The following is an 18,603-nucleotide window of genomic DNA, read 5'->3' on the forward strand; positions in this document are numbered from 1 at the left end:
ATCCCGATGCCCCGCACCGCCTACGTCCTGAAGGTCTACCCCCGCTTCTCCGAGACCTTCGTCGTCTCCGAGATCCTGGCCCGCGAGGCCGGGGGCGAGGACCTCGTGATCTTCTCGCTCCGAGCGCCCGACGACCCCCGCTTCCACCCCGAGCTCGCCCGGGTGAGCGCGCCCGTGCGCTATCTCGGCAAGCCGCTGAAGGCATCCGCTCTCTGGCAGGGGCTGCGGACCGCGGAGCAGTCGCCGGAGCTCCTGGCCGCGGTCGGCCGCCTGCTGCCCGAGCTGCTGCGCGCGAGCCCCGAGGACGCCGTGCAGGCCGTGCAGCTGGCCGCCGCCGTGCAGCGCGAGGGAGTGACGCACCTGCACGCGCACTTCGCCTCCAGCGCCACGACCGTCGCCCGGCTCGCGTCGCTGCTGACCGGGGTGCCCTACTCCTTCACCGCCCACGCGAAGGACCTGTTCCACGAGTCGGTCGACTCCGCCGACCTGGCCCGCAAGCTCGCCGACGCGAGCTTCGCCGCGACCGTCAGCGACTACAACGTGCTGCACCTCGCGGCGCGCTTCCCCGAGGCCGCCGACCGGGTCCGCCGCGTCTACAACGGGCTCGAGCTCGAGCGGTTCGCCTTCTCGCCGCGCCCCGAGCGCACCGGCGCGCTGCGCGTCGCCGCCGTCGGCCGTCTCGTCGAGAAGAAGGGCTTCGCGCTGCTCGTCGACGCGGTCGCGATGCTCGCCGCGGGCGGCCAGGACGTCGAGGTCGAGATTTCGGGCGGCGGCGAGCTGCACGGCTCCCTCGCCGAGCGGATCCGCTCCGCGGGCCTCCAGTCGCGCGTCCGGCTGCTCGGGCCGGTGCCGCAGAACGAGGTGGCCGCCCTGCTGCGCCGTTCCGACGTCTTCGTCGCACCCTGCATCGTCGGTGCCGACGGCAACGCGGACGGGCTGCCGACCGTGCTGCTGGAGGCCATGGCCACCGGGGTGCCGTGCATCTCGACGGCCGTCACCGGGATCCCGGAGGTGGTCCGCGACGGCGACACCGGTCTGCTCTGCCGGCCGGGCCGCGTCGACGACCTGGCCCGAGCGCTCCAGCGCGTGGCCGACCCGGCCTTCGACACCGCCGGAGTCACCGCCCGCGCCCGCGCGCTCGTCGAGCGCGAGTTCGACTCCCGCGTGCAGGCGCGGACCCTCGCGGGGCTCACCCGCGAGGCCGCCCGGACGGCGGTGGCGTGATGCGCGTCGCCGTCGTCTGCGCCGATCCCGGCGTCCCCGTGTTCGGGAGCAAGGGCTCCTCCGTCCACGTCCAGGAGATCCTCCGGGCCCTCCGCTCCCGCGGCGACGAGGTGCGCGTCTACTGCGCCCGTGCCGGCGACAGCGTCCCGTCCGATCTCGCCGACGTCCCGGTGCTCGAGCACCGCACTCGAGTGCAGGACCCGGCCGAGCGCGAGCGCGCGGTCGCCGAGGCCGCCGTGCACCTCGCCGAGGCGGTGGTGCTCGACGGCTGCGACCTCGTCTACGAGCGCTACTCCCTCTTCAGCCGCGCCTCCGCTCTCGTCTCGCGCGCCCTCGGCGTGCCCGCGGTGCTCGAGGTGAACTCGCCGCTCGTCGAGGAGCAGCGCGAGCACCGCGTGCTCCTCGACGAGCAGGGGGCACTCGACGCGACCCGCGCGGTCCTGGCCTCGGCGGCGGTCGTCGCGTGCGTCTCCGCTCCCGTCGCGTGCTGGGCGTCGGAGCACGGCGCCGTCGCTCCGCTCGTGGTGCCCAACGGAGTCAACACCCGCCGCATCCTGCCGGGGCCCGTGCGCGGCGACGGCCCGCTCACCGTCGGCTTCGTCGGCACGCTCAAGCCGTGGCACGGAGTCGGCGCCCTGCTCGACGCGGTCGCCCTCCTCGATCCCGCCCTCGTCCGGCTCCTCGTCGTCGGAGACGGACCGGAGGGTCCCTCGCTCCGCGAGCAGGCCCGGCGCCTCGGCCTCGACGTCGAGTTCACCGGGGCCGTCGCGCCCGAGGACATGCCCGCGCAGCTCGCCCGCCTCGACATCGGGGTCGCCCCCTACCCGGCGCGCGCCGCCGAGGACTACTTCTCGCCGCTGAAGGTCTACGAGTACCTGGCCGCGGGGCTCCCGGTCGTCGCGACCGGCGTCGGGCAGATCCCGTCGATCCTCCGCCACGGCGTCACCGGTCTCGTCGTCGAACCGGGTCGGCCGGAGGCGCTCGCCGCGGCGATCGCGTCCCTCGCCGCCGATCCCGCCCGCCGCCGCGCGATGGGGGAGGCCGCCCGGTCCGTCGCCGTGGCCGAGTACGACTGGTCGCAGGTGCTCGAGCGGATCCTCGCGGCCCTGCCCCGACCCGAGGAGGCCGCCGCGTGAGCCGCACCAGCCGCACCACCCCCGACCCCGGCGCCCTGCGCCGCAGCCTCCACATCGTCCGCCCGCACCTGCGCGAGCACCGGCTGCTGATGCTCGGCGGCCTCGTCGCGCTGCTGGCCGAGGTGATCCTCCGGGTCCTCGAGCCGTGGCCGCTCAAGATCGTGATCGACAGCGTCAGCGCGAGCCTGGGCGCGACCGCGGGTGCGAACGCCGGCACCCCGCCGGCGACCATCGGCCTGCTCGTGGCGTGCGGAGCGATCCTGCTGGGCCTCGTGGGCCTGCGCGCGATCACCGCCTATCTCTCCACGATCGCCTTCGCCCTGGTCGGCTCACGGGTCGCGACCTCGCTCCGGGCACGGGTCTTCGCCCACGTGCAGGCGCTGTCGCTCCGGTACCACACGGTGTCCTCGGCGGGCGACACTGTGCAGCGCCTGGTCGGCGACATCGGCCGCCTGCAGGAGGTCGCGGTCACGGCGGGCCTGCCGCTGGTCGGCAACATCATCACCCTGGTCGTGCTGACCGTCGTGATGCTGTGGCTGGATCCGCTGCTCACGCTCGTCGTGGTCGCCGCCGCGGTCGTCTACCTCGTCTCGTCCCGGCGCAGCTCGACCTCGATCACGAGCGCGTCGCGGTCCACCCGCAAGGGCGAGGGCGCCCTGGCCGACACCGCCCAGCAGACCCTCGGCGCGATCCGCGTCGTGCAGGCCTACGGACTCGAGAAGGAGGTCGGCGGGGCGTTCGACCGCGGCAACGCGACCGCCCTGCACCAGGGCGTGAAGGCCCGGCGCCTCGCCGCCGCGCTCGAGCGCCGCACCGACGTCATCGTCGGAGCCGCGACCGCGCTGGTCCTCGTCGGCGGCGGCTGGCGCGTGCTCGAGGGCGTCATGACTCCGGGCGACCTCGTCGTCTTCACGATGTACCTCAAGATCGCCATGCGCCCGCTGAAGGACCTCGCGAAGTACACCGGCCGCATCGCGCGCGCGGCCGCCTCGGGCGAGCGCGTCGCCGATCTGCTCGACGAGCGGATCGAGGTGCAGGACCGCCCGGACGCGCGCGACCTGGTCACGACGGTCGGCGCGGTCTCCTTCCGGTCGATCGGAGTCGACGACGGCTACGGCCGTCCCCTCTTCTCCGGTCTCTCGCTCGAGATCCGCGGGGGCGAGAACGTCTGCCTCCTGGGTGCGTCCGGCGCGGGCAAGTCGACGCTCGTGAGCCTGCTCGTGCGCGCCTCCGACCCGCGCAGCGGCTCCCTCGCGATCGACGGCACGGATCTGCGCGACGCCACGCTGTCGAGCCTGCGCTCGAGCATCTCGCTGCTGCTGCAGGACTCGGTGCTGTTCGCCACGACCGTGCGCGAGAACATCCGCTACGGCCGGCTCGACGCGACCGACGCCGAGGTCGAGGAGGCGGCGCGCCGCGCGAACGCGCTCGAGTTCGTCGTCGCGCTGCCCGACGGCTTCGAGACGGTGCTCGGCGAGCGCGGCGGCACCCTCTCGGGCGGACAGCGCCAGCGCATCGCCATCGCCCGCGCGCTCCTGCGCAACGCCCCGGTGGTCGTGCTCGACGAGGCGACGACGGGGCTCGATCCGGAGGCACGCGCGCAGGTCGCGCAGTCGCTCGCCGAGCTCACCCGCGGGCGCACCACGATCTCGATCACGCACGACCCCGCCGCGATCGCGGGCGCCGACCGCCTGCTCTGGCTCGAGGACGGCCGCATCGTCGAGGACGGCAGCCCCCAGGAGCTGCTGGGCAGCGACTCCCGCGTCGCCGCCTGGTTCCGCCGGGCCGAGGTCTCCTCGACCGCGGCGGAGGTACGCGCATGACCCCCGCCACCTCCGCCGCCGTCGCCGATCTCGTCCGACGTGACCCGTCGCTCCCCGCGCTCGCCTCCCTCCTCGACCCGACCCGGCTCGTCGAGGCGCTCGGCCACCCCGCCCTCGTGACCCGCCGCCGCTGGAAGCGGGGAGCGGACGTGGTCGTCGCCTTCGACGCGCCAGACGGCCCGTCCTGGATCGCCGCCTACGCCGATCCGGCCAAGCTCGAGAAGACCCGCGAGCGCGCCGCCCGCATCGGGGTCGTCCTGCGGGAGCACCCCGAGCTCGGTGCGGTCAGCGGTCCCGTGCGCGCCGACCGCGAGCTCTCGCCCACCCTCCGCCGCCTCGCCCGCCGCGAGCCGGCCCTGCTCGACGGCGCCCGCGTGCTCCGGCACAACCCGCACCGCCGCCTGGTGCTCGCCGACGGCTCCCGCGTCGTCAAGATCGTGGCTCCCGGAGCCGCGTCCCGCGTCGCGGACGTCGCCCGCGTGCAGGCCGCCCTGGCCGCGCGCGGCGTGCCGGTCCTCGTGCCGACGGTGATCCGCGCCGGAGCGTCTGCCACCGCTTGGTGGGGCGACGGTGACCTCGCCGAGCGCCCCTCCGAGGACGCGGCAGGGGCCGCCGGAGTCGCGCTCGCCCGGCTCCACTCCGTGCGCGGAGTGCCCGTGCCGGACGGCCCCGTCGAGGAGACGGCCGTCGCGGTCCGCGCCCTCGCCGACCTCGTCCCCGCCCTCGCCGTGCGCCTCCAGCGCCTCGCCGCGGCGCTGCCGGTGGTCGGACGGCGCCGCTGCCTCGTGCACGGCGACTTCTCCGCCGATCAGGTCCTCGTCGGCGTCGGCGTCCGCCTGATCGACTTCGACCGCGTCCGGATCGACGAGCCCGAGCGCGACCTCGGCGGCCTCCTCGCCGCCGAGCCCCGCGGATCCGCCCTCGGCCCCGCGCTGGTCGACGCCTACCGCCAGGCCGGGGGAGCGATCGACCCCGAGGCCCTCCGCCGCCGCACCGCCTCGAGCCTGCTGCTGCGCGCGGTCGAGCCCTTCCGCACCGCCCGGCCCGACTGGCGCGAGAGCGTCGAGGCCGCCGTCGCCCGCGCCGAGGAGGTGCTCGCGTGCTGAGCGGCGTGCCCGCCGCGGTGATCGAGGACGGAGTGACGTGGACCGTCTCGCGCGCGTGGCCCGCTCCCGACGGCGCCGATCTCGAGGCGTCCGCCGAGGGGTCCGCCGATGTCCGCGGCGGCCACTGGAGCGCCGACGGCGGAGTCGAGCTGCTGCCCGCGGGGACCGACCGCCGCCTCCCCGCCCTCGCGCACGCCCGCCGCGAGGGAGCGGTCGTCGTTCACCGGCCGCGGCGGCGCGCCGTGATCCGGGCGGCCGACGGTGGCAGCTTCCTGAAGGTGCTCCGCCCGCACGCCGCCCCCGCGGTCGTGGCGGCCCACGCGAGCGCCGAGGCGTTCGCCGCCGGGTTCGACCTGCCCCGGGTGCTGCACCGCGACGACGATCCCGAGGGTCTCGTCCGCTTCTCGGCGCTGCCCGGCCGCACCGTGCTCGAGGTCGGCGCCGACCCCCGCACCGCGCCGGAGCAGTGGCGCGCGGTCTGGCAGCGCTGGGCCGAGGGTTGGGCGCTCCTGCCGGACGCCGGCTCCGACCTGCCGGTGCACGGCCCGGAGGCGGAGGCCGCGGTCGTCGCGACCTGGGCGGCGCACGCCGCGATCCTCCTCCCGCCGGAGCGACGGGCCGACGTCCTCGCCGCCGCCGCCCGCGCCGCCCGCACCCTCCTCGCCGGCCCCGCCGAGCCGCTGGTCCTAGCGCACCGCGACCTGCACGACAAGCAGCTGCTCGCCTCCGACGACGGGCGCCTGGCACTGCTCGACCTCGACACCGCGGCGCGGGCCGAGGCCGCCCTCGACCTCGGCAACCTGCGCGCGCATCTGCGGCTGCGCACCGCCCAGGGGCTGCTGCCGGCCGCGTCCGCCGCGGTGGCGACCGCGATCGTCGACCGCGCCGCCGAGCGGGCCGGAGTGCCTCCGCACCGCCTCGAGGCGTACGAGAGCGCCGCACGCCTCCGCCTCGCCTGCCTCTACCTCTTCCGACCGGCGTGGCGCTCGCTCGCCGCCCGGTCGCTCGCCCGCACCACCGAGAGGATCCTCGCCCCGTGAGACGATCGATCACGTCCCTGTTCCGTCCGACGACCGACACCGGCCCCACCGGTCAGGAGAAGCCCATGACCCGACGCGGTCCCGTCCTGCTCGCCGTCGGCGCGGCCGTCTGCCTCGCCGCGATCGCTGGGGGCGTCGTGACGGTCGCCGGCGCGATGCAGCAGCCGCAGCAGGTGACCGAGATCGGCTCGACGCCGGTCGTCGGCCCGAGCCGCGCGCCGGGCTCCGAGGAGACCCCCGGGAGCACGGCGCCCGCCACGGATCCTGCGGCCACGGACCCCGCGGCGCCTCCCGCGGCGCCGACGGCCCCCACCGAGCAGGTCACGCCGGCCGAGCAGAGCGGAGGCACCGCGCCCGTCCCGGTCGTCCCCGTTCCGGCGCCCGCGCCCGCCGATCCCGACGACGACGACGGCGACGACGAGGACACCGACGACCCGGACGACGACGTCGACGACGACCTCGACGACTAGGGCCTCAGCCGGCGCGGGCCTCAGCCCACCATCCGGTAGCCCATGCCGCGCACCGTCTCGATCCGGTCGGCGCCGATCTTGCCGCGCAGGTAGCGCACGTACACGTCGACGACGTTCGAGCCCGGGTCGAAGTCGTACCCCCACACGCGGCTGAGCAGCTGCTCGCGGCTGAGCACCTGCTCGGGGTGGCGGAGGAACTCCTCGGCCAGGGCGAACTCGCGCGCCGAGAGGTCCACGGTCCCGCCCTCCACGGTGGCGCGGCGCGAGCGCAGGTCCAGCGCCACTCCGCCGTGCACGAGGGTGCCGTCGTCCGCTCCCGATCCTGCCGCGGCGGACTCGCGCAGCCGCAGCCGGATCCGCGCGAGCAGCTCGTCGAAGCGGAACGGCTTCGCGAGGTAGTCGTTGGCGCCGAGGTCGAGCCCCTCGACCGTGTCGGTCACCGAGCTCCGCGCCGTCAGCATGATCACGGGGAGCGACTCGCCCTCGGCGCGGAGGGAGCGCAGCACCGCGAAGCCGTCCATCCCCGGCAGGCCCACGTCCAGCAGCACCAGATCGAACCCGCCGCTGCGGAGGTAGGCGAGCGCGTCGTCGCCGCGGGTGGCGCGCGTCGTGGTGTAGCCCGCGGAGCGCAGGCCCTTCTCGACGAAGGCGGCGATGCGCTCCTCGTCCTCGGCGATGAGGATGGTGCTCACTCGGCGCCTCCTGTCCTGTCGTGGTCGTCGGTGTCGTCGTGCGCGGGGGGCCGGAGGGGGAGCGAGAGGGCGAAGCGGGTGCCGCGGCCGGGGACGGAGTCGAGCTCCACCCGTCCGCCGTGCGCCCGGGCGATGGCCGAGACGATCGCGAGCCCGAGCCCGGAGCCGCGGATCCCGCGCCCGTCGTCGACGCGCCCGAACCGCTCGAAGATCCGCTCCCGCGCCGCGGCCGGGATCCCCGGGCCCTCGTCGGTCACGAACAGCTCCACCCGGTCGCCGCGCCGCTCGCTGCCCACGACGATGCACGACCCCTCCGGGCTGTACTTCGCCGCGTTGTCGGCGAGCTGCAGCCAGGCCTGGGTGAGCCGGGCCGGATCCGCGTGCACCCGGACCTCGGCCACCGGCCCCGCCTGCCACTCGCGTCCCGGGATCACGGACACCTTCGCGAGCACCTGGCGCGTGAGCTCGCCGACGTCGGTCGGCTGGGGGTCGAGCCGGTCCTCGCGCTCCGCCTCCGACAGCTCGGCGATGTCGCCCAGCAGGTGCCCCATGCGGTCCAGCTCGTCGAGGGCGATCGCGCGCGTCGACTCGACGTCGGCGGGGTCGTGCGGATCCACGAGTTCGAGGTGCCCGCGAACGATCGTGATCGGCGTGCCGAGCTCGTGCCGCACGTCGGCCAGCAGCCGACGCTGGGCTTCGAACGAGCCCTCCAGCCGGCCGATCATGTCGTTGACCGTGCGGGTGAGGTCCGAGACGTCGTCGTCGCCGCCGACCGGGATCCGCTCGCCGAGGTCGGTCGCCGTGATGCGCGAGGCGGTCCGCCGCAGCTCGCGGATGGGGGCGAGGAGGCGGCCGGCGACGAACCAGCCGACGAGCCCGGTCGCCGCCAGGGCCACGAGCGCGATCACCGCGTAGCTGAGCGACACGTCGCCGAGGTCCGCGAGGCGCGCGTCGGTGTCGATCGCCGTCACGTACACGCCCTCGGCGTCCGAGCCCTCGACGCGGAGGGGCACCGCGGCGTAGCGGAGGGTGCCGTCGTCGGTCTCGCCCCAGCCCAGCACCGTCGCTCCGGCGCCGGTCTCCTCCGACACTCGTGTCAGGAACTCGGGGTCGTCGTCCAGCAGGAAGCTGAGCGCGTACGGCTGCGGCTCCCACCGGGCGACCCCGTCGACGAGCCCGACGGTGCTGCCGTCCAGCCGGGGGAGCACCTGACCGAGCACCGTCCGCAGCAGCGCGTCGATGTCCGAGAAGCCGGAGCCGTCGGTCGGAGCCGCGGTGAGCGGGGCGCCGTCCGGTTCCACGATCGCCGCCTCCCCGGGCGACTCGACGATCGTGCGCACGCTCTCGACCTGCTGCCGCAGCTCCTCGTCGATCGACGCCAGGATCCGGTCGCGCTGCAACAGGAACGACGCACCGCCCGAGACGAGCAGCCCGAGCGCCGTGACGACCAGGATCGCCGCGAGGATCCGCACCCGCACCGAGCGCAGCCGCCGCACGGGCGCGGACGCGGGCGTCGGAGTCATGGGGGCTCCCGGAGGACGGGGCCGATTGACGGCCGGTCGGGCGGGAGCGCAGCTGGTCCCTCCGCCATCATCGCAGGAGCGCGCCGCCCAGTTCCTGGAGGGTGGGAGTCCTGACGGGCCCGGACAGAGATCGACCCCCGACGGCAGGGGCGGGGCCGCCTGCTCGGACCGGGGGTCGAACTCTTCTTGAGCAGAAGCCTCCTCCCGGAGCCGCCGTTCGTCAAGACCCCCGGGATCGCCGCCCGCGCCGACCGGACCCTGCGCGGTCGTTAGACTGGACCGCCTGTTTTTCTGCGGCCACCGGAGTGCGATCCGCCTCCCGGCCGCGACGGCGATGCACGGGAAGGGCGCACGATGACGGACCAGAACACGATCCTCGAGTCCGAGCTCTCGCGCGAGCGCGAGTACGTGGCGGGCCTCTACGCCCGGCTGGACGAGCTGGTCGCGCAGGCGCGCGAGGCGCTGGACCGGGTCCGGATCCAGAGCGTGGGCGGCAACCACCAGAGCCGCTCCGAGCGCGACGCGTACGCCCGCCTCTACGAGGACCGCATCCAGACGCTCTCCGGAGCGGACGACCGTCTCGCCTTCGGGCGGCTCACCCTCGCCGATCAGGAGGCGGAGCACCGCTACATCGGCCGCATCGGCCTCCGCGACGAGGAGCAGGACACCCTGCTGCTCGACTGGCGCGCCCCGCAGTCCGCCGCTTTCTACCAGGCGACCGCCGCCCGCCCGATGGGCACGCGCGCCCGCCGCCACCTCACCACCCGCGGCCGCGAGGTCGTCCGCTTCGAGGACGAGGTCTTCGACGAGGAGCTGCTGCGCGAGGGCACGGCGCTCCAGGGCGAGGGCGCGCTGATGGCGGCGCTGGGCGCCGAGCGCACGGGTCGGATGCACGACATCGTCGCCACGATCCAGGGCGAGCAGGACCGCATCATCCGCTCCGACCTCCGCGGGGTCCTCGTCGTCCAGGGCGGCCCCGGGACGGGCAAGACCGCGGTGGCGCTGCACCGCGCCGCCTACCTCCTCTACTCCTACCGCGACCGCATCGCCTCCTCCGGCGTGCTGGTCGTGGGTCCGTCCCGCTCGTTCCTGCGCTACATCGAGGCGGTCCTGCCCTCCCTCGGCGAGACGGGCGTCGTGCTCTCGACCCTCGGGCAGCTCTACCCGGGGCTCGACCTCGTCGACGAGGACGACCCGGCCGTCGCCCGGGTGAAGGGCTCCGCCCGCATGGCGGAGCTGCTGCGCCGGGCCGTCCGCTCGCGTCAGATCGTGCCGGCCGAGACGCAGATCCTCGACGTCAACGGCGAGAAGCTGCGCCTCGAGCCGCACGACGTCGAGCGCGCGATCACCCGCGCCCGGGAGTCGCGCAAGCCGCACAACGAGGCGCGCGTGGGCTTCGTGAAGACCATGATCCGCGACCTCACGAAGCAGCTCGCCGATCAGCTCCGCAGCCACGGCAACACGGTCGACGAGGCCGACGAGGCGGTGCTCCGGGAGGACGTCCGCACCGCGAACGACGTGCGCATCGCCCTGAACACCGCGTGGATCCCGCTCACCCCCGAGAAGCTGATCCAGGACCTCTACGCCCGGCCGAACTGGTTCGCCACTCTCACGCCGCGCTGGACCCCCGAGCAGCGCTTGCTGCTGCGCCGCGGGCGCGACGAGCCCTTCACGGTTTCGGACGTGCCGCTGCTCGACGAGGCCGCCGAGCTCCTCGGCGCCTACGACGACCACGCCGACGCGCAGAAGAAGGCTGAGAAGGAGCAGCGCCGCCGCGACGTCGAGAACGCCGAGCAGGCCATCCGCAACATGGGCGTCGACGGCCTCGTCAACGCGAAGGACCTCGCCGCCGGATTCGCGGAGCGCACGAGCCAGGGCACGACGGCCGAGCGCGCCGCCGCCGACCGCTCGTGGACCTACGGCCACGTCGTGGTCGACGAGGCGCAGGAGCTCTCGCCGATGCAGTGGCGCGTGCTCATCCGCCGCTGCCCGATGCGCTCCTTCACGATCGTGGGCGACACCGCGCAGGCGTCGGGAGCCTCGGCCGCGTCGAGCTGGGACGCCGCGCTGCGCGACGCCTTCGGCCGCCAGGGCCGGGACGGCGAGCCGCCGGTGTGGCGCATCGAGGAGCTGACGGTCAACTACCGCACTCCCGCGCAGATCGTGGCGTTCGCCGAGCGGACGGCGCGCGGGAACGGACTCGAGATCACCCCGAGCCGCTCGGTCCGGTCGACGGAGTGGCCCGTCCGCACGATCCGCGATCGCGGCGACGCGGCGCTGCCCGACCGCGTGCTCGGCGCGATCCGCGAGGACCGCGCCATCTCGACGGAGGGGACCCTCGCCGTCATCGCGCCCGACGCCGACCTCGACGCCGTCACCGCCCGCCTCGAGGACGAGTTCGGCCGCGCCGTCGGCCGAGGCTCCACGGGGCTGGACCGCGCGATCGCCGTCCTCTCGACTACCGAGGCCAAGGGGCTCGAGTTCGACTCCGTCGTCATCGCCCGCCCCCGCCTGATCGCCGCCGCCGGCGAGCGCGGCGCCGCCGCCCTCTACGTCGCCATGACCCGCCCCACCCAGCGCCTCACCCTCGTCGAGTGACCCCCGAGGGAACCCCGACCCGTCGAGGGAGCCGGCAGCACCGGGCTCCCTCGACGTTCCCAGGCTCCCTCACCCGCCCGCACCCACCCCTGCTGATCGAGTAGCCCGCGCAACGGGCGTATCGAGATCGACGTCTCCTCGTGATGGCGGGTCTCGATACGCCGCTCCGCGGCTACTCGACCACCGGACGCTGCCCGTCCTCTCCTCTCCACCCGCGCTGATCGAGTAGCCCGCGCAGCGGGCGTATCGAGATCCACCGTCTCCGGGCCCGCCCCTCCCCGCACACCCCGCTCCCGGCCGCCCCGCTCTATGATCGATGACCATGAGCAGCGAGAACCTGACCAAGCCCGAGGTCGACGCCCCCGACGGCCCGGCCCCCGACTCCCTCGTCGTCGAGGACGTCGTCGTCGGCGACGGCGCCGAGGCGCAGCCCGGCTCGACCGTCGAGGTGCACTACCTCGGCGTCGAGTACGACACCGGCGAGGAGTTCGACTCCTCCTGGAGCCGCAACCAGTCGATCAACTTCCCCCTGAACAACCTGATCCGCGCCTGGCAGCAGGGCATCCCCGGCATGAAGGTCGGCGGACGTCGCAAGCTGATCTGCCCGCCGGCCCTGGCCTACGGTCCCGCGGGTGGCGGGCACCCGCTGTCCGGCAAGACCCTGATCTTCGTGATCGATCTGCTCGGCACGAAGTAGTCCCTCCGCACCGACGACGAAGGCGCGGCTCCCGTGCGGGGCTGCGCCTTCGTCGTGTCCGGGGCCGGGGAGTCGTCAGCTCGGCTGCGCCTTGCGCACCCGGTCGACCAGCTCCCGCCAGGCCCCGTCGAGCTCGGTCTCGCCGAGCCGCACGTGGTGGGTCTGCACCTGGATCTCGTACACGAAACGATCCGGTCGGCCCGGGGCGGCAGCGGAGGCGGAGCGGCCGGCGGAGGCCTGCGATTCGTCGTCCGCCTCCCACGGCAGGGACCCCAGCAGCTCCCGCCACGCGCGCTCGTCCGGCTGCTCCTCCACGTCGACCCGCCACACGCGCCGGAGTCCGGCGAATCCTCCGCTGCGCGACACGATGACGTCCATGCGCGCGATGGTACTCGCCCGCCCTCCGAAGGGCGGGGGCGCGGCGCCCGCTCAGGCGGGGACGTCGACCCCCACCGTGCTCCAGCCGGTGCGCACCGCCGACTCGACGTCCGACCCGGCACCGTAGCGCTCGGCCGCCGCGGCGACCGTGAGCCTCGCGAATCCCGCGAAGTCGGCGGTCGCCGTGAGCACTCCGCCGGTCAGCACGTCGTACCAGACCTGGCCGGCGCGCTCCCACGCCTTCCCGCCGAGCTCGATCGCGGCCACCGCGAAGGCCCGGTTCGGGATCCCGGAGTTGATGTGCACGCCGCCGTTGTCGTCCTCGGTGTCGACGTAGTCGTCCATCGAACCGGGCTGCGGATCCTTGCCGAGCACGTCGTCGTCGTAGGCGGTGCCGGGCGCGATCATCGAGCGCAGGGCCGTGCCTTCGACCTCGTCGGTGAAGAGCCCCTTGCCGATCAGCCAGCTCGCCTCCTCGACGCTCTGCCGGGCTCCGAACTGCTCGAGCAGCGCGCCGAAGACGTCCGAGATCGACTCGTTGAGCGCGCCCGACTGCCCGCGGTAGACGAGGTTCGCGGTGTACTCGGTCATCCCGTGCGCGAGCTCGTGCCCGATCACGCTCGGCGAGATCGTGAAGCGGCGGAACACCTGCCCGTCGCCGTCGCCGAAGACCATCCGGGAGCCGTCCCAGAACGCGTTGTCGTAGTCGTCGCCGAAGTGCACGGTCGCGTCCAGCGGCAGCCAGGCGTCGTCGATGGAGTCGCGGCCGTAGGCCTGCTGGAGGAACGCGGACATCGCTCCCAGCCCGTCGTACGCCTCGTCCACCGTGACGTCGCCGTTCGAGGGCTGCCCCTCGGTGCGGACGGTGACGCCGGGGAGCGACTCGGTCGTCTGCGCGTCCGAGATGGTGCGCTGCAGGGCGGCGACGCGGTTGCGGGGCGTCGGAGTGGCGGTGGCGGTCGGGCCCGGCGTCCCGCGGCCGGGAGACGGCTCGCCCGGGCGCACGCGCCGGAACGGCACGTCCTGCTCGAGGGAGCGGCTCGCGGCCCGGGCGGCCCGCGCGAACGCGGGATCGTCGAGTCGGGCGATGCGGACGAGGAGGTACGGCGGCACGACGGTTCGTCTCATGCGCCGATCCTCGCACTCACCGCCGACACCGGCTCGGGGTCGCCCGAGTGCCCGCGATGGAGTAGCGCCGCGCCGCCGCGATAGCCTGACGATCGACGAGCGGTTTCCACCGAGCCGGGGCGCTGCCCCGAGGACGACGAGGGCGGACATGGGCATCATCACGCGGGGCTTCTTCGGCAAGCGCGCCGAGAATCCGGACATCCCGCCCGGGCAGTACCTCGAGACGGGCTTCCCCGTCCTCTCCATCGGGCCGACGCCGAACATCCACGAGTGGAGCTTCTCGATCGACGCGGGCCCCGCCGGCGTCCGGAGCTGGACCTGGGACGAGTTCCAGGCCCTGCCGCAGGAGGACGTGCACACCGACATCCACTGCGTCACCCGCTGGTCCAAGCTCGGCACCACCTGGCGCGGCGTCTCGGTCGACACCCTCCTCGAGGGCGTCGAGACCGACGCCGGCTACGTCATGGCGCAGAGCTTCGGCGGGTACACCACCAACCTGCCCCTGGCTGAGATCCGCGGAGGCAAGGCCTGGGTCGCGACCACGTTCGAGGGCGAGCCCCTCGCCGCCGAGCACGGCGGACCTGCGCGACTGCTGGTGCCGCACCTCTACTTCTGGAAGAGCGCCAAGTGGGTGAGGAGCCTCCGTTTGATGCCCGGCGACGAGCCCGGCTTCTGGGAGCAGAACGGCTACCACATGCACGGAGACCCGTGGAAAGAGGAGCGCTACCGGTGATCTGGCAGGAGTCGACCGCCGAGGCGGTCGCCCCGCTCACCCCGACCTCGAAACTGATCACGCTGCGCGTGCCCGGCTGGCCCGGTCACCTCGCCGGGCAGCACCTCGACGTCCGGCTCACGGCCCCCGACGGCTACCAGGCCAGCCGCTCCTACTCGATCGGCGCGCCCGCCGACGGCGAGCACGTCGAGCTGGCGGTCGAGCGCCTGGAGGACGGCGAGGTGTCGCCGTACCTCGTCGAGGGCCTCGAGGCGGGGGACAGCCTCGAGGTGCGCGGTCCGATCGGCGGCTGGTTCGTCTGGCGGCCCGAGCAGACCGAGCCCGTGCAGCTGATCGCAGGCGGCAGCGGTCTCGTCCCGCTGATGGCGATGGCGCGCGAGCACGGCCGGGTCGGCAGCGCGGCTCCGATGCGCCTGATCTACTCGGTGCGCTCGCCCGTCTTCGCCTACTACCGCGACGACCTGCAGAGCCTGGCCGAGCTGCCGGCCGAGCAGGGCGGAGTGGCGACGGAGATGGTCTACACGCGCGTCGCTCCGCCCGGCGCGTCCCGTCCGGCCGGCCGGCTCACTCCGGAGCTCCTCGCCGACGCGGCGCTTCCCCCCTCGACCGAGCCCACGGTCTACGTCTGCGGCCCGACGGCGTTCGTCGAAGCCGTCGCGACCGCCCTCGTCGCCCAGGGCCACGCCCCGGAACGCGTCCGCACCGAGCGCTTCGGCGGTCCCTGACCCCATCACTCCGCCGCGAGATGCCACTCCGGTACGCGACACGCCGGACGAGGCGTACCGGAACGGCATCTCGCGGCGGAGACGGCAGGCGCGTCTACTCGAACGAGACGGTGCGGTTCTCACCCACGTCCGGCTGCCCGCCCCTGACTGCGGCGGTCAGCACCTTGAACAGCACGACGGGCCCGGGCTCGTCCGACGCCCACAGCTCCACCGTCTCGGCGTCGACGCGGATCAGGGCGACGGTCGGGTCGTCCTTGCCGTCGGGGAACCAGCCCGAGACGGAGGGGCTCCACAGCTCGTCGACCTTCGCCGCATCGTGCACGACGCTCGCGGTTCCGGCCACCGACAGGTAGCCCTTCTTCGACTCGAACGCCACGTTCACGCTCGGGTTCGCGCGGATGTCCTCGACCTTGGGCGAGGGGTCCTGGGTGAAGAACCAGAGCACGCCGTCGAAGTCGGTGTCCTGGGCGGCGAGCGGACGGCTGACGAGCTGGCCCGTGGCGTTCACGGTCGTGAGCAGCCCGATCTTCGCGCTCTTCACGAGCTCGGCGATCTGGGCGACGTCGTCGGAGTCGGCGGGGGTGATGTCGGTGTCGGTCATGGAGGCGACGCTACGCGTCCACCCGAGCGCCGCAAGGGGTGGCGAGCGCCCCGCGGGCGTGCCTACCGTCGAGGCATGGACACCACCACGTACACGGCCATCCTCGACAGCGGCGCCGAGCAGGAGAGCATCCGCCTCGAGCTCGTCGACGGAGCCCCGCAGCCCACCATCACCCGGGTCGCCGACATCGACGGCGAGGAGGTCGAGGTCGTCTGGGAGCTGGAGGACGACGACGAAGGCTTCCACGTCTACCGCCCCACGCGGGTCGAGGGGCGCGACGACGACAGCGGCGCCGTCTCCGACGAGAACCTCACCGACGGCGGCGGCACGAGCGACTTCGCGGGGGAGTGACCCCGGGTCCGCCGCGCTCACCGGGCGCGGCGGGTCGGCTCACGCCGTCGGATGCAGCGCGTCGTAGCCGCGGAACGCCGGCCGCGTCCGCAGCACCGCGCCGAGGATCCCGATGATCGCGAGCCCTCCGGCCAGCGGCGGCAGCCAGAGCAGCGCCAGCGAGGCCAGCAGGCCCGTGTAGAGGTCTCCGACGCGCGGACCGCCGGTCACCACCACGATGAACACGCCCTGCAGCCGCCCGCGCATGTTGTCGGGGACCGCGGTCTGCAGCATCGTCTGCCGGAAGATCGAGCTGATGTTGTCCGCCGCGCCGGCTCCGGCCAGGGCGACCGACGCGAGGGCGATGAGCCCGAGATCCGGCGCCGAGTCCTCGTGCCCGACGAGCGCGGCGGTCAGCAGCACCGCGCCGAACGCCGCGATGAACCCGCCGTAGACCTGGATCGACCGTCCGATCGCGAGCCCCTGCTGCCGCACTCCCGTGAGCCGGCCCGAGAAGACTCCGCTGAGCAGCGCACCGACCGCGAACGCCGCCGTCAGGACCCCGACCGTGACCGCCCCGCCCCCGAGCAGGAGCGCCGCCGCCGCGGGGAAGACCACCCTCGGCTGCCCGAACGTCATCGCGACGATGTCGACGAGGAACGACAGGCGGATGTTCGGCGCCCCGCGCAGGAACCGCATCCCGAACCGCAGCGACTCGAGTCCCGGCCGCTGCCGCTCGCCCTCGGGCACCAGCGCCGGGAGACCCACGATCCCCAGGAACGCCGCGAGGAACAGCACCACGTCGATCGTGTAGGTCGCCGGGAAGCCGACCCCGGCCACCAGCACACCCGCCAGCGCCGGTCCCACGGTCACCTCGACGCCGCTCGCGATCCCGCCGAGCGCGGCGGCCGCGCGCACGAGCTCCGGTCGGAGCAGCCGCGGGGCGAGCGTCATCCGGGTGGCCACGATCACGGTGGTCGCGACCGCGGTGAGCAGGTACAGGGTCAGCGGAGTCTCGGCGCCGAGCCAGGCGAGCGCCGCGATCCCCGCGGTCGATCCCCACGCCACGATCGCCGAGAGGAGGAGGACCAGCCGCCGGTCGAACGCGTCGGCGAGCATCCCGCCGTAGAGCCCCGCGATCACGGTCGGCACGAGCGCGACGACCCCCACCATCGCGACCGCGAGCGTCGAGCCGGTGAGCTCGTAGATGTGCAGGCCCACGGCGACGATCGTCATCTGCCCGCCGATGCCCGAGATCACGTTGCCGGCCCAGAGCCGGGCGAAGGCGGGCGACTCCCGGAGCGGCGAGACATCGATGACGTGGCTGCGCCGGGGCGCGCGGGGGACCTGACTCACCCGCCCCATTCTGCTCGCCGGGCGGCGCGGTGCCCGCACGGACCCGCGGAGCCGACCCTCTAGGGTGGTGGGCATGAGCACGTCTCCCGACGGCGCGCCCCGACGTCCGGCCGCCCCCGCGTCGCGCGCAGCCGGATCCGCTTCCCCGCGCCGCTCGGCCCGCGGCGCCTCGCCCTCGTACCGCCCGCGGAACGCCGCCCGCCCGTCCTCCTCCGGCGGCCGGGCCTCCGGCTGGTGGCGTCGCTACGGGCCCGCGCTGGCAGGCTCGGCCATCGCCGTGGTGACCGTGCCGATCTCGTTCTTCGTCTGGTACTCGCTGATCTCGCTCGGGGCCTACCCGGGCGACCGCGCGATGAGCGACCTGATCGTCGGAGTCCTCTACACCGCCCTCATCCACGCGCTGCTGCTCGTGGGCGTCCTGCTCGGCGTCTCCTCCATCCGCGCCCGTCGTCGAGAGAAGCGCCCGCCGATCGCCGGGTGGATCGCCGTCGTCCTGAACGTGCTCGTCCTCGTCTACTGGGAGCTGCTCGTGTCGCCGTGGCTCGTCGTGCTCTGGAACAGGGCCGTCGGCGCCTAGGCGGTGTCGACCCGCCCCACACCGCTCCACCCTCTGGTAAGCTCGTGCAGTTGCCGTTCGACGGCCGCGGATCAAGAGAGCCCACGCATCAGGCGCCGGGCACCGCGCAACGAGAGAGAGGGGATCCACCTATGGCACTCGAAGCAGATGTCAAGAAGGCGATCATCGAAGAGTACGCGACCCACCCCGGTGACACCGGATCCCCCGAGGTCCAGGTGGCCGTCCTGACCCGTCGGATCAAGGACCTCACCGAGCACCTCAAGGAGCACAAGCACGACCACCACTCGCGTCGTGGTCTGCTGCTGCTCGTGGGTCAGCGTCGCCGACTCCTCGGCTACCTGTCGGACGTGGACATCAACCGCTACCGCGCGCTGATCGAGCGTCTCGGCCTCCGCCGCTAGTTCCTCACGGAGCGAGCGCGGGGTCTCGATGACACCGCGAACTTCTTGCCGAACGGGCCGTCCTC

At 74.2% G+C, this 18,603-nt stretch carries 19 protein-coding genes; 13 read left to right on the forward strand and 6 right to left on the reverse strand.

Features of this window, described 5'->3' with window-relative positions:
* Positions 1–6: 6 nt before the first annotated feature.
* Genes LRG51_RS17720 through LRG51_RS17745 form a run of 6 tightly spaced genes read left to right on the forward strand, consistent with a single transcriptional unit; the run spans position 7 to position 6,799 of the window.
* The gene (locus tag LRG51_RS17720; protein WP_230674025.1) at positions 7–1,224 is read left to right on the forward strand and encodes a glycosyltransferase; all 1,218 of its coding nucleotides are present in this window, start codon (positions 7–9) and stop codon (positions 1,222–1,224) included.
* Positions 1,224–2,360: a glycosyltransferase family 4 protein gene (locus tag LRG51_RS17725; protein ID WP_230674095.1), complete on the forward strand. Its 1,137-nt coding sequence runs from the start codon at positions 1,224–1,226 to the stop codon at positions 2,358–2,360. The genes LRG51_RS17720 and LRG51_RS17725 overlap by 1 nt, the downstream gene beginning before the upstream one ends.
* Positions 2,357–4,183 (forward strand): ABC transporter ATP-binding protein, encoded by a 1,827-nt coding sequence (locus tag LRG51_RS17730; RefSeq protein ID WP_230674026.1) that lies wholly within the window; start codon positions 2,357–2,359, stop codon positions 4,181–4,183. The genes LRG51_RS17725 and LRG51_RS17730 overlap by 4 nt, the downstream gene beginning before the upstream one ends.
* Positions 4,180–5,289 (forward strand): phosphotransferase family protein, encoded by a 1,110-nt coding sequence (locus LRG51_RS17735; protein ID WP_230674027.1) that lies wholly within the window; start codon positions 4,180–4,182, stop codon positions 5,287–5,289. The genes LRG51_RS17730 and LRG51_RS17735 overlap by 4 nt, the downstream gene beginning before the upstream one ends.
* Entirely contained in the window at positions 5,283–6,329 is a 1,047-nt protein-coding gene (locus LRG51_RS17740) for a hypothetical protein (RefSeq protein WP_230674028.1), read from the forward strand. The genes LRG51_RS17735 and LRG51_RS17740 overlap by 7 nt, the downstream gene beginning before the upstream one ends.
* Positions 6,326–6,799: a hypothetical protein gene (locus LRG51_RS17745; protein WP_230674029.1), complete on the forward strand. Its 474-nt coding sequence runs from the start codon at positions 6,326–6,328 to the stop codon at positions 6,797–6,799. Before LRG51_RS17740 ends, LRG51_RS17745 begins: the two co-directional genes overlap by 4 nt.
* A 20-nt stretch (positions 6,800–6,819) precedes the next feature.
* Here LRG51_RS17745 and LRG51_RS17750 read toward each other — a convergent pair whose 3' ends face one another.
* Together LRG51_RS17750 and LRG51_RS17755 are read right to left on the reverse strand one after the other, a co-directional pair.
* Positions 6,820–7,491, reverse strand: a complete 672-nt coding sequence (locus LRG51_RS17750) for a response regulator transcription factor (protein ID WP_230674030.1) — start codon at positions 7,489–7,491, stop codon at positions 6,820–6,822.
* Positions 7,488–9,014 (reverse strand): sensor histidine kinase, encoded by a 1,527-nt coding sequence (locus tag LRG51_RS17755; RefSeq protein WP_230674031.1) that lies wholly within the window; start codon positions 9,012–9,014, stop codon positions 7,488–7,490. Before LRG51_RS17755 ends, LRG51_RS17750 begins: the two co-directional genes overlap by 4 nt.
* A 354-nt stretch (positions 9,015–9,368) precedes the next feature.
* Here LRG51_RS17755 and LRG51_RS17760 point away from each other — a divergent pair, with 354 nt between their 5' ends.
* Positions 9,369–11,612, forward strand: a complete 2,244-nt coding sequence (locus tag LRG51_RS17760; RefSeq protein ID WP_230674032.1) for a HelD family protein — start codon at positions 9,369–9,371, stop codon at positions 11,610–11,612.
* 322 nt (positions 11,613–11,934) lie between these two features.
* Entirely contained in the window at positions 11,935–12,309 is a 375-nt protein-coding gene (locus tag LRG51_RS17765) for an FKBP-type peptidyl-prolyl cis-trans isomerase (RefSeq protein ID WP_055793425.1), read from the forward strand.
* Between the two features lie 75 nt (positions 12,310–12,384).
* Here LRG51_RS17765 and LRG51_RS17770 read toward each other — a convergent pair whose 3' ends face one another.
* Positions 12,385–12,687: a protealysin inhibitor emfourin gene (locus LRG51_RS17770; RefSeq protein ID WP_230674033.1), complete on the reverse strand. Its 303-nt coding sequence runs from the start codon at positions 12,685–12,687 to the stop codon at positions 12,385–12,387.
* Between the two features lie 51 nt (positions 12,688–12,738).
* Positions 12,739–13,815, reverse strand: a complete 1,077-nt coding sequence (locus LRG51_RS17775) for a M4 family metallopeptidase (protein ID WP_230674034.1) — start codon at positions 13,813–13,815, stop codon at positions 12,739–12,741.
* A gap of 148 nt (positions 13,816–13,963) precedes the next feature.
* Between LRG51_RS17775 and LRG51_RS17780 the strand changes: the two genes are divergently transcribed.
* Positions 13,964–14,548 (forward strand): sulfite oxidase-like oxidoreductase, encoded by a 585-nt coding sequence (locus LRG51_RS17780; protein ID WP_055793416.1) that lies wholly within the window; start codon positions 13,964–13,966, stop codon positions 14,546–14,548.
* Positions 14,545–15,273 (forward strand): ferredoxin reductase, encoded by a 729-nt coding sequence (locus LRG51_RS17785; RefSeq protein ID WP_329958745.1) that lies wholly within the window; start codon positions 14,545–14,547, stop codon positions 15,271–15,273. Before LRG51_RS17780 ends, LRG51_RS17785 begins: the two co-directional genes overlap by 4 nt.
* A gap of 94 nt (positions 15,274–15,367) precedes the next feature.
* On the opposite strand, the gene LRG51_RS17790 is transcribed toward LRG51_RS17785, so the two are convergent.
* On the reverse strand, positions 15,368–15,874 hold the full coding sequence (locus LRG51_RS17790; RefSeq protein WP_055793409.1) for a pyridoxamine 5'-phosphate oxidase family protein: 507 nt from the start codon (positions 15,872–15,874) through the stop codon (positions 15,368–15,370).
* Between the two features lie 75 nt (positions 15,875–15,949).
* Between LRG51_RS17790 and LRG51_RS17795 the strand changes: the two genes are divergently transcribed.
* The gene (locus tag LRG51_RS17795; RefSeq protein ID WP_055793406.1) at positions 15,950–16,225 is read left to right on the forward strand and encodes a hypothetical protein; all 276 of its coding nucleotides are present in this window, start codon (positions 15,950–15,952) and stop codon (positions 16,223–16,225) included.
* Positions 16,226–16,264: 39 nt separating this feature from the next.
* Here the strand turns inward: LRG51_RS17795 and LRG51_RS17800 are convergent, their stop codons facing one another.
* Positions 16,265–17,569 (reverse strand): MFS transporter, encoded by a 1,305-nt coding sequence (locus LRG51_RS17800; protein ID WP_442966673.1) that lies wholly within the window; start codon positions 17,567–17,569, stop codon positions 16,265–16,267.
* Positions 17,570–17,633: 64 nt separating this feature from the next.
* On the opposite strand from LRG51_RS17800, the gene LRG51_RS17805 reads away from it, so the two are divergent.
* Both LRG51_RS17805 and rpsO read left to right on the forward strand, forming a co-directional pair.
* Positions 17,634–18,137, forward strand: a complete 504-nt coding sequence (locus tag LRG51_RS17805; RefSeq protein ID WP_157603183.1) for a hypothetical protein — start codon at positions 17,634–17,636, stop codon at positions 18,135–18,137.
* Positions 18,138–18,268: 131 nt separating this feature from the next.
* Positions 18,269–18,538 (forward strand): 30S ribosomal protein S15, encoded by a 270-nt coding sequence (gene rpsO, locus LRG51_RS17810; RefSeq protein WP_055793401.1) that lies wholly within the window; start codon positions 18,269–18,271, stop codon positions 18,536–18,538.
* Positions 18,539–18,603 lie beyond the last annotated feature (65 nt).

The organism is Rathayibacter sp. Leaf248 (genome assembly GCF_920939495.1).
GTDB classification, from domain to species: Bacteria; Actinomycetota; Actinomycetes; order Actinomycetales; family Microbacteriaceae; genus Rathayibacter; species Rathayibacter caricis.

Excerpts from the sequence above, each read along its gene's own strand:
- LRG51_RS17720 (WP_230674025.1), top strand. The coding sequence starts at position 7 with ATGCCCCGCACCGCCTACGTCCTGAAGGTCTACCCCCGCTTCTCCGAG.
- LRG51_RS17725 (WP_230674095.1), top strand. The coding sequence starts at position 1,224 with ATGCGCGTCGCCGTCGTCTGCGCCGATCCCGGCGTCCCCGTGTTCGGG.
- LRG51_RS17735 (WP_230674027.1), top strand. The coding sequence starts at position 4,180 with ATGACCCCCGCCACCTCCGCCGCCGTCGCCGATCTCGTCCGACGTGAC.
- LRG51_RS17755 (WP_230674031.1), bottom strand. The coding sequence starts at position 9,014 with ATGACTCCGACGCCCGCGTCCGCGCCCGTGCGGCGGCTGCGCTCGGTG.
- LRG51_RS17760 (WP_230674032.1), top strand. The coding sequence starts at position 9,369 with ATGACGGACCAGAACACGATCCTCGAGTCCGAGCTCTCGCGCGAGCGC.
- LRG51_RS17765 (WP_055793425.1), top strand. The coding sequence starts at position 11,935 with ATGAGCAGCGAGAACCTGACCAAGCCCGAGGTCGACGCCCCCGACGGC.
- LRG51_RS17770 (WP_230674033.1), bottom strand. The coding sequence starts at position 12,687 with ATGGACGTCATCGTGTCGCGCAGCGGAGGATTCGCCGGACTCCGGCGC.
- LRG51_RS17775 (WP_230674034.1), bottom strand. The coding sequence starts at position 13,815 with ATGAGACGAACCGTCGTGCCGCCGTACCTCCTCGTCCGCATCGCCCGA.
- LRG51_RS17780 (WP_055793416.1), top strand. The coding sequence starts at position 13,964 with ATGGGCATCATCACGCGGGGCTTCTTCGGCAAGCGCGCCGAGAATCCG.
- LRG51_RS17790 (WP_055793409.1), bottom strand. The coding sequence starts at position 15,874 with ATGACCGACACCGACATCACCCCCGCCGACTCCGACGACGTCGCCCAG.
- LRG51_RS17795 (WP_055793406.1), top strand. The coding sequence starts at position 15,950 with ATGGACACCACCACGTACACGGCCATCCTCGACAGCGGCGCCGAGCAG.
- LRG51_RS17800 (WP_442966673.1), bottom strand. The coding sequence starts at position 17,569 with ATGGGGCGGGTGAGTCAGGTCCCCCGCGCGCCCCGGCGCAGCCACGTC.
- LRG51_RS17805 (WP_157603183.1), top strand. The coding sequence starts at position 17,634 with ATGAGCACGTCTCCCGACGGCGCGCCCCGACGTCCGGCCGCCCCCGCG.
- rpsO (WP_055793401.1), top strand. The coding sequence starts at position 18,269 with ATGGCACTCGAAGCAGATGTCAAGAAGGCGATCATCGAAGAGTACGCG.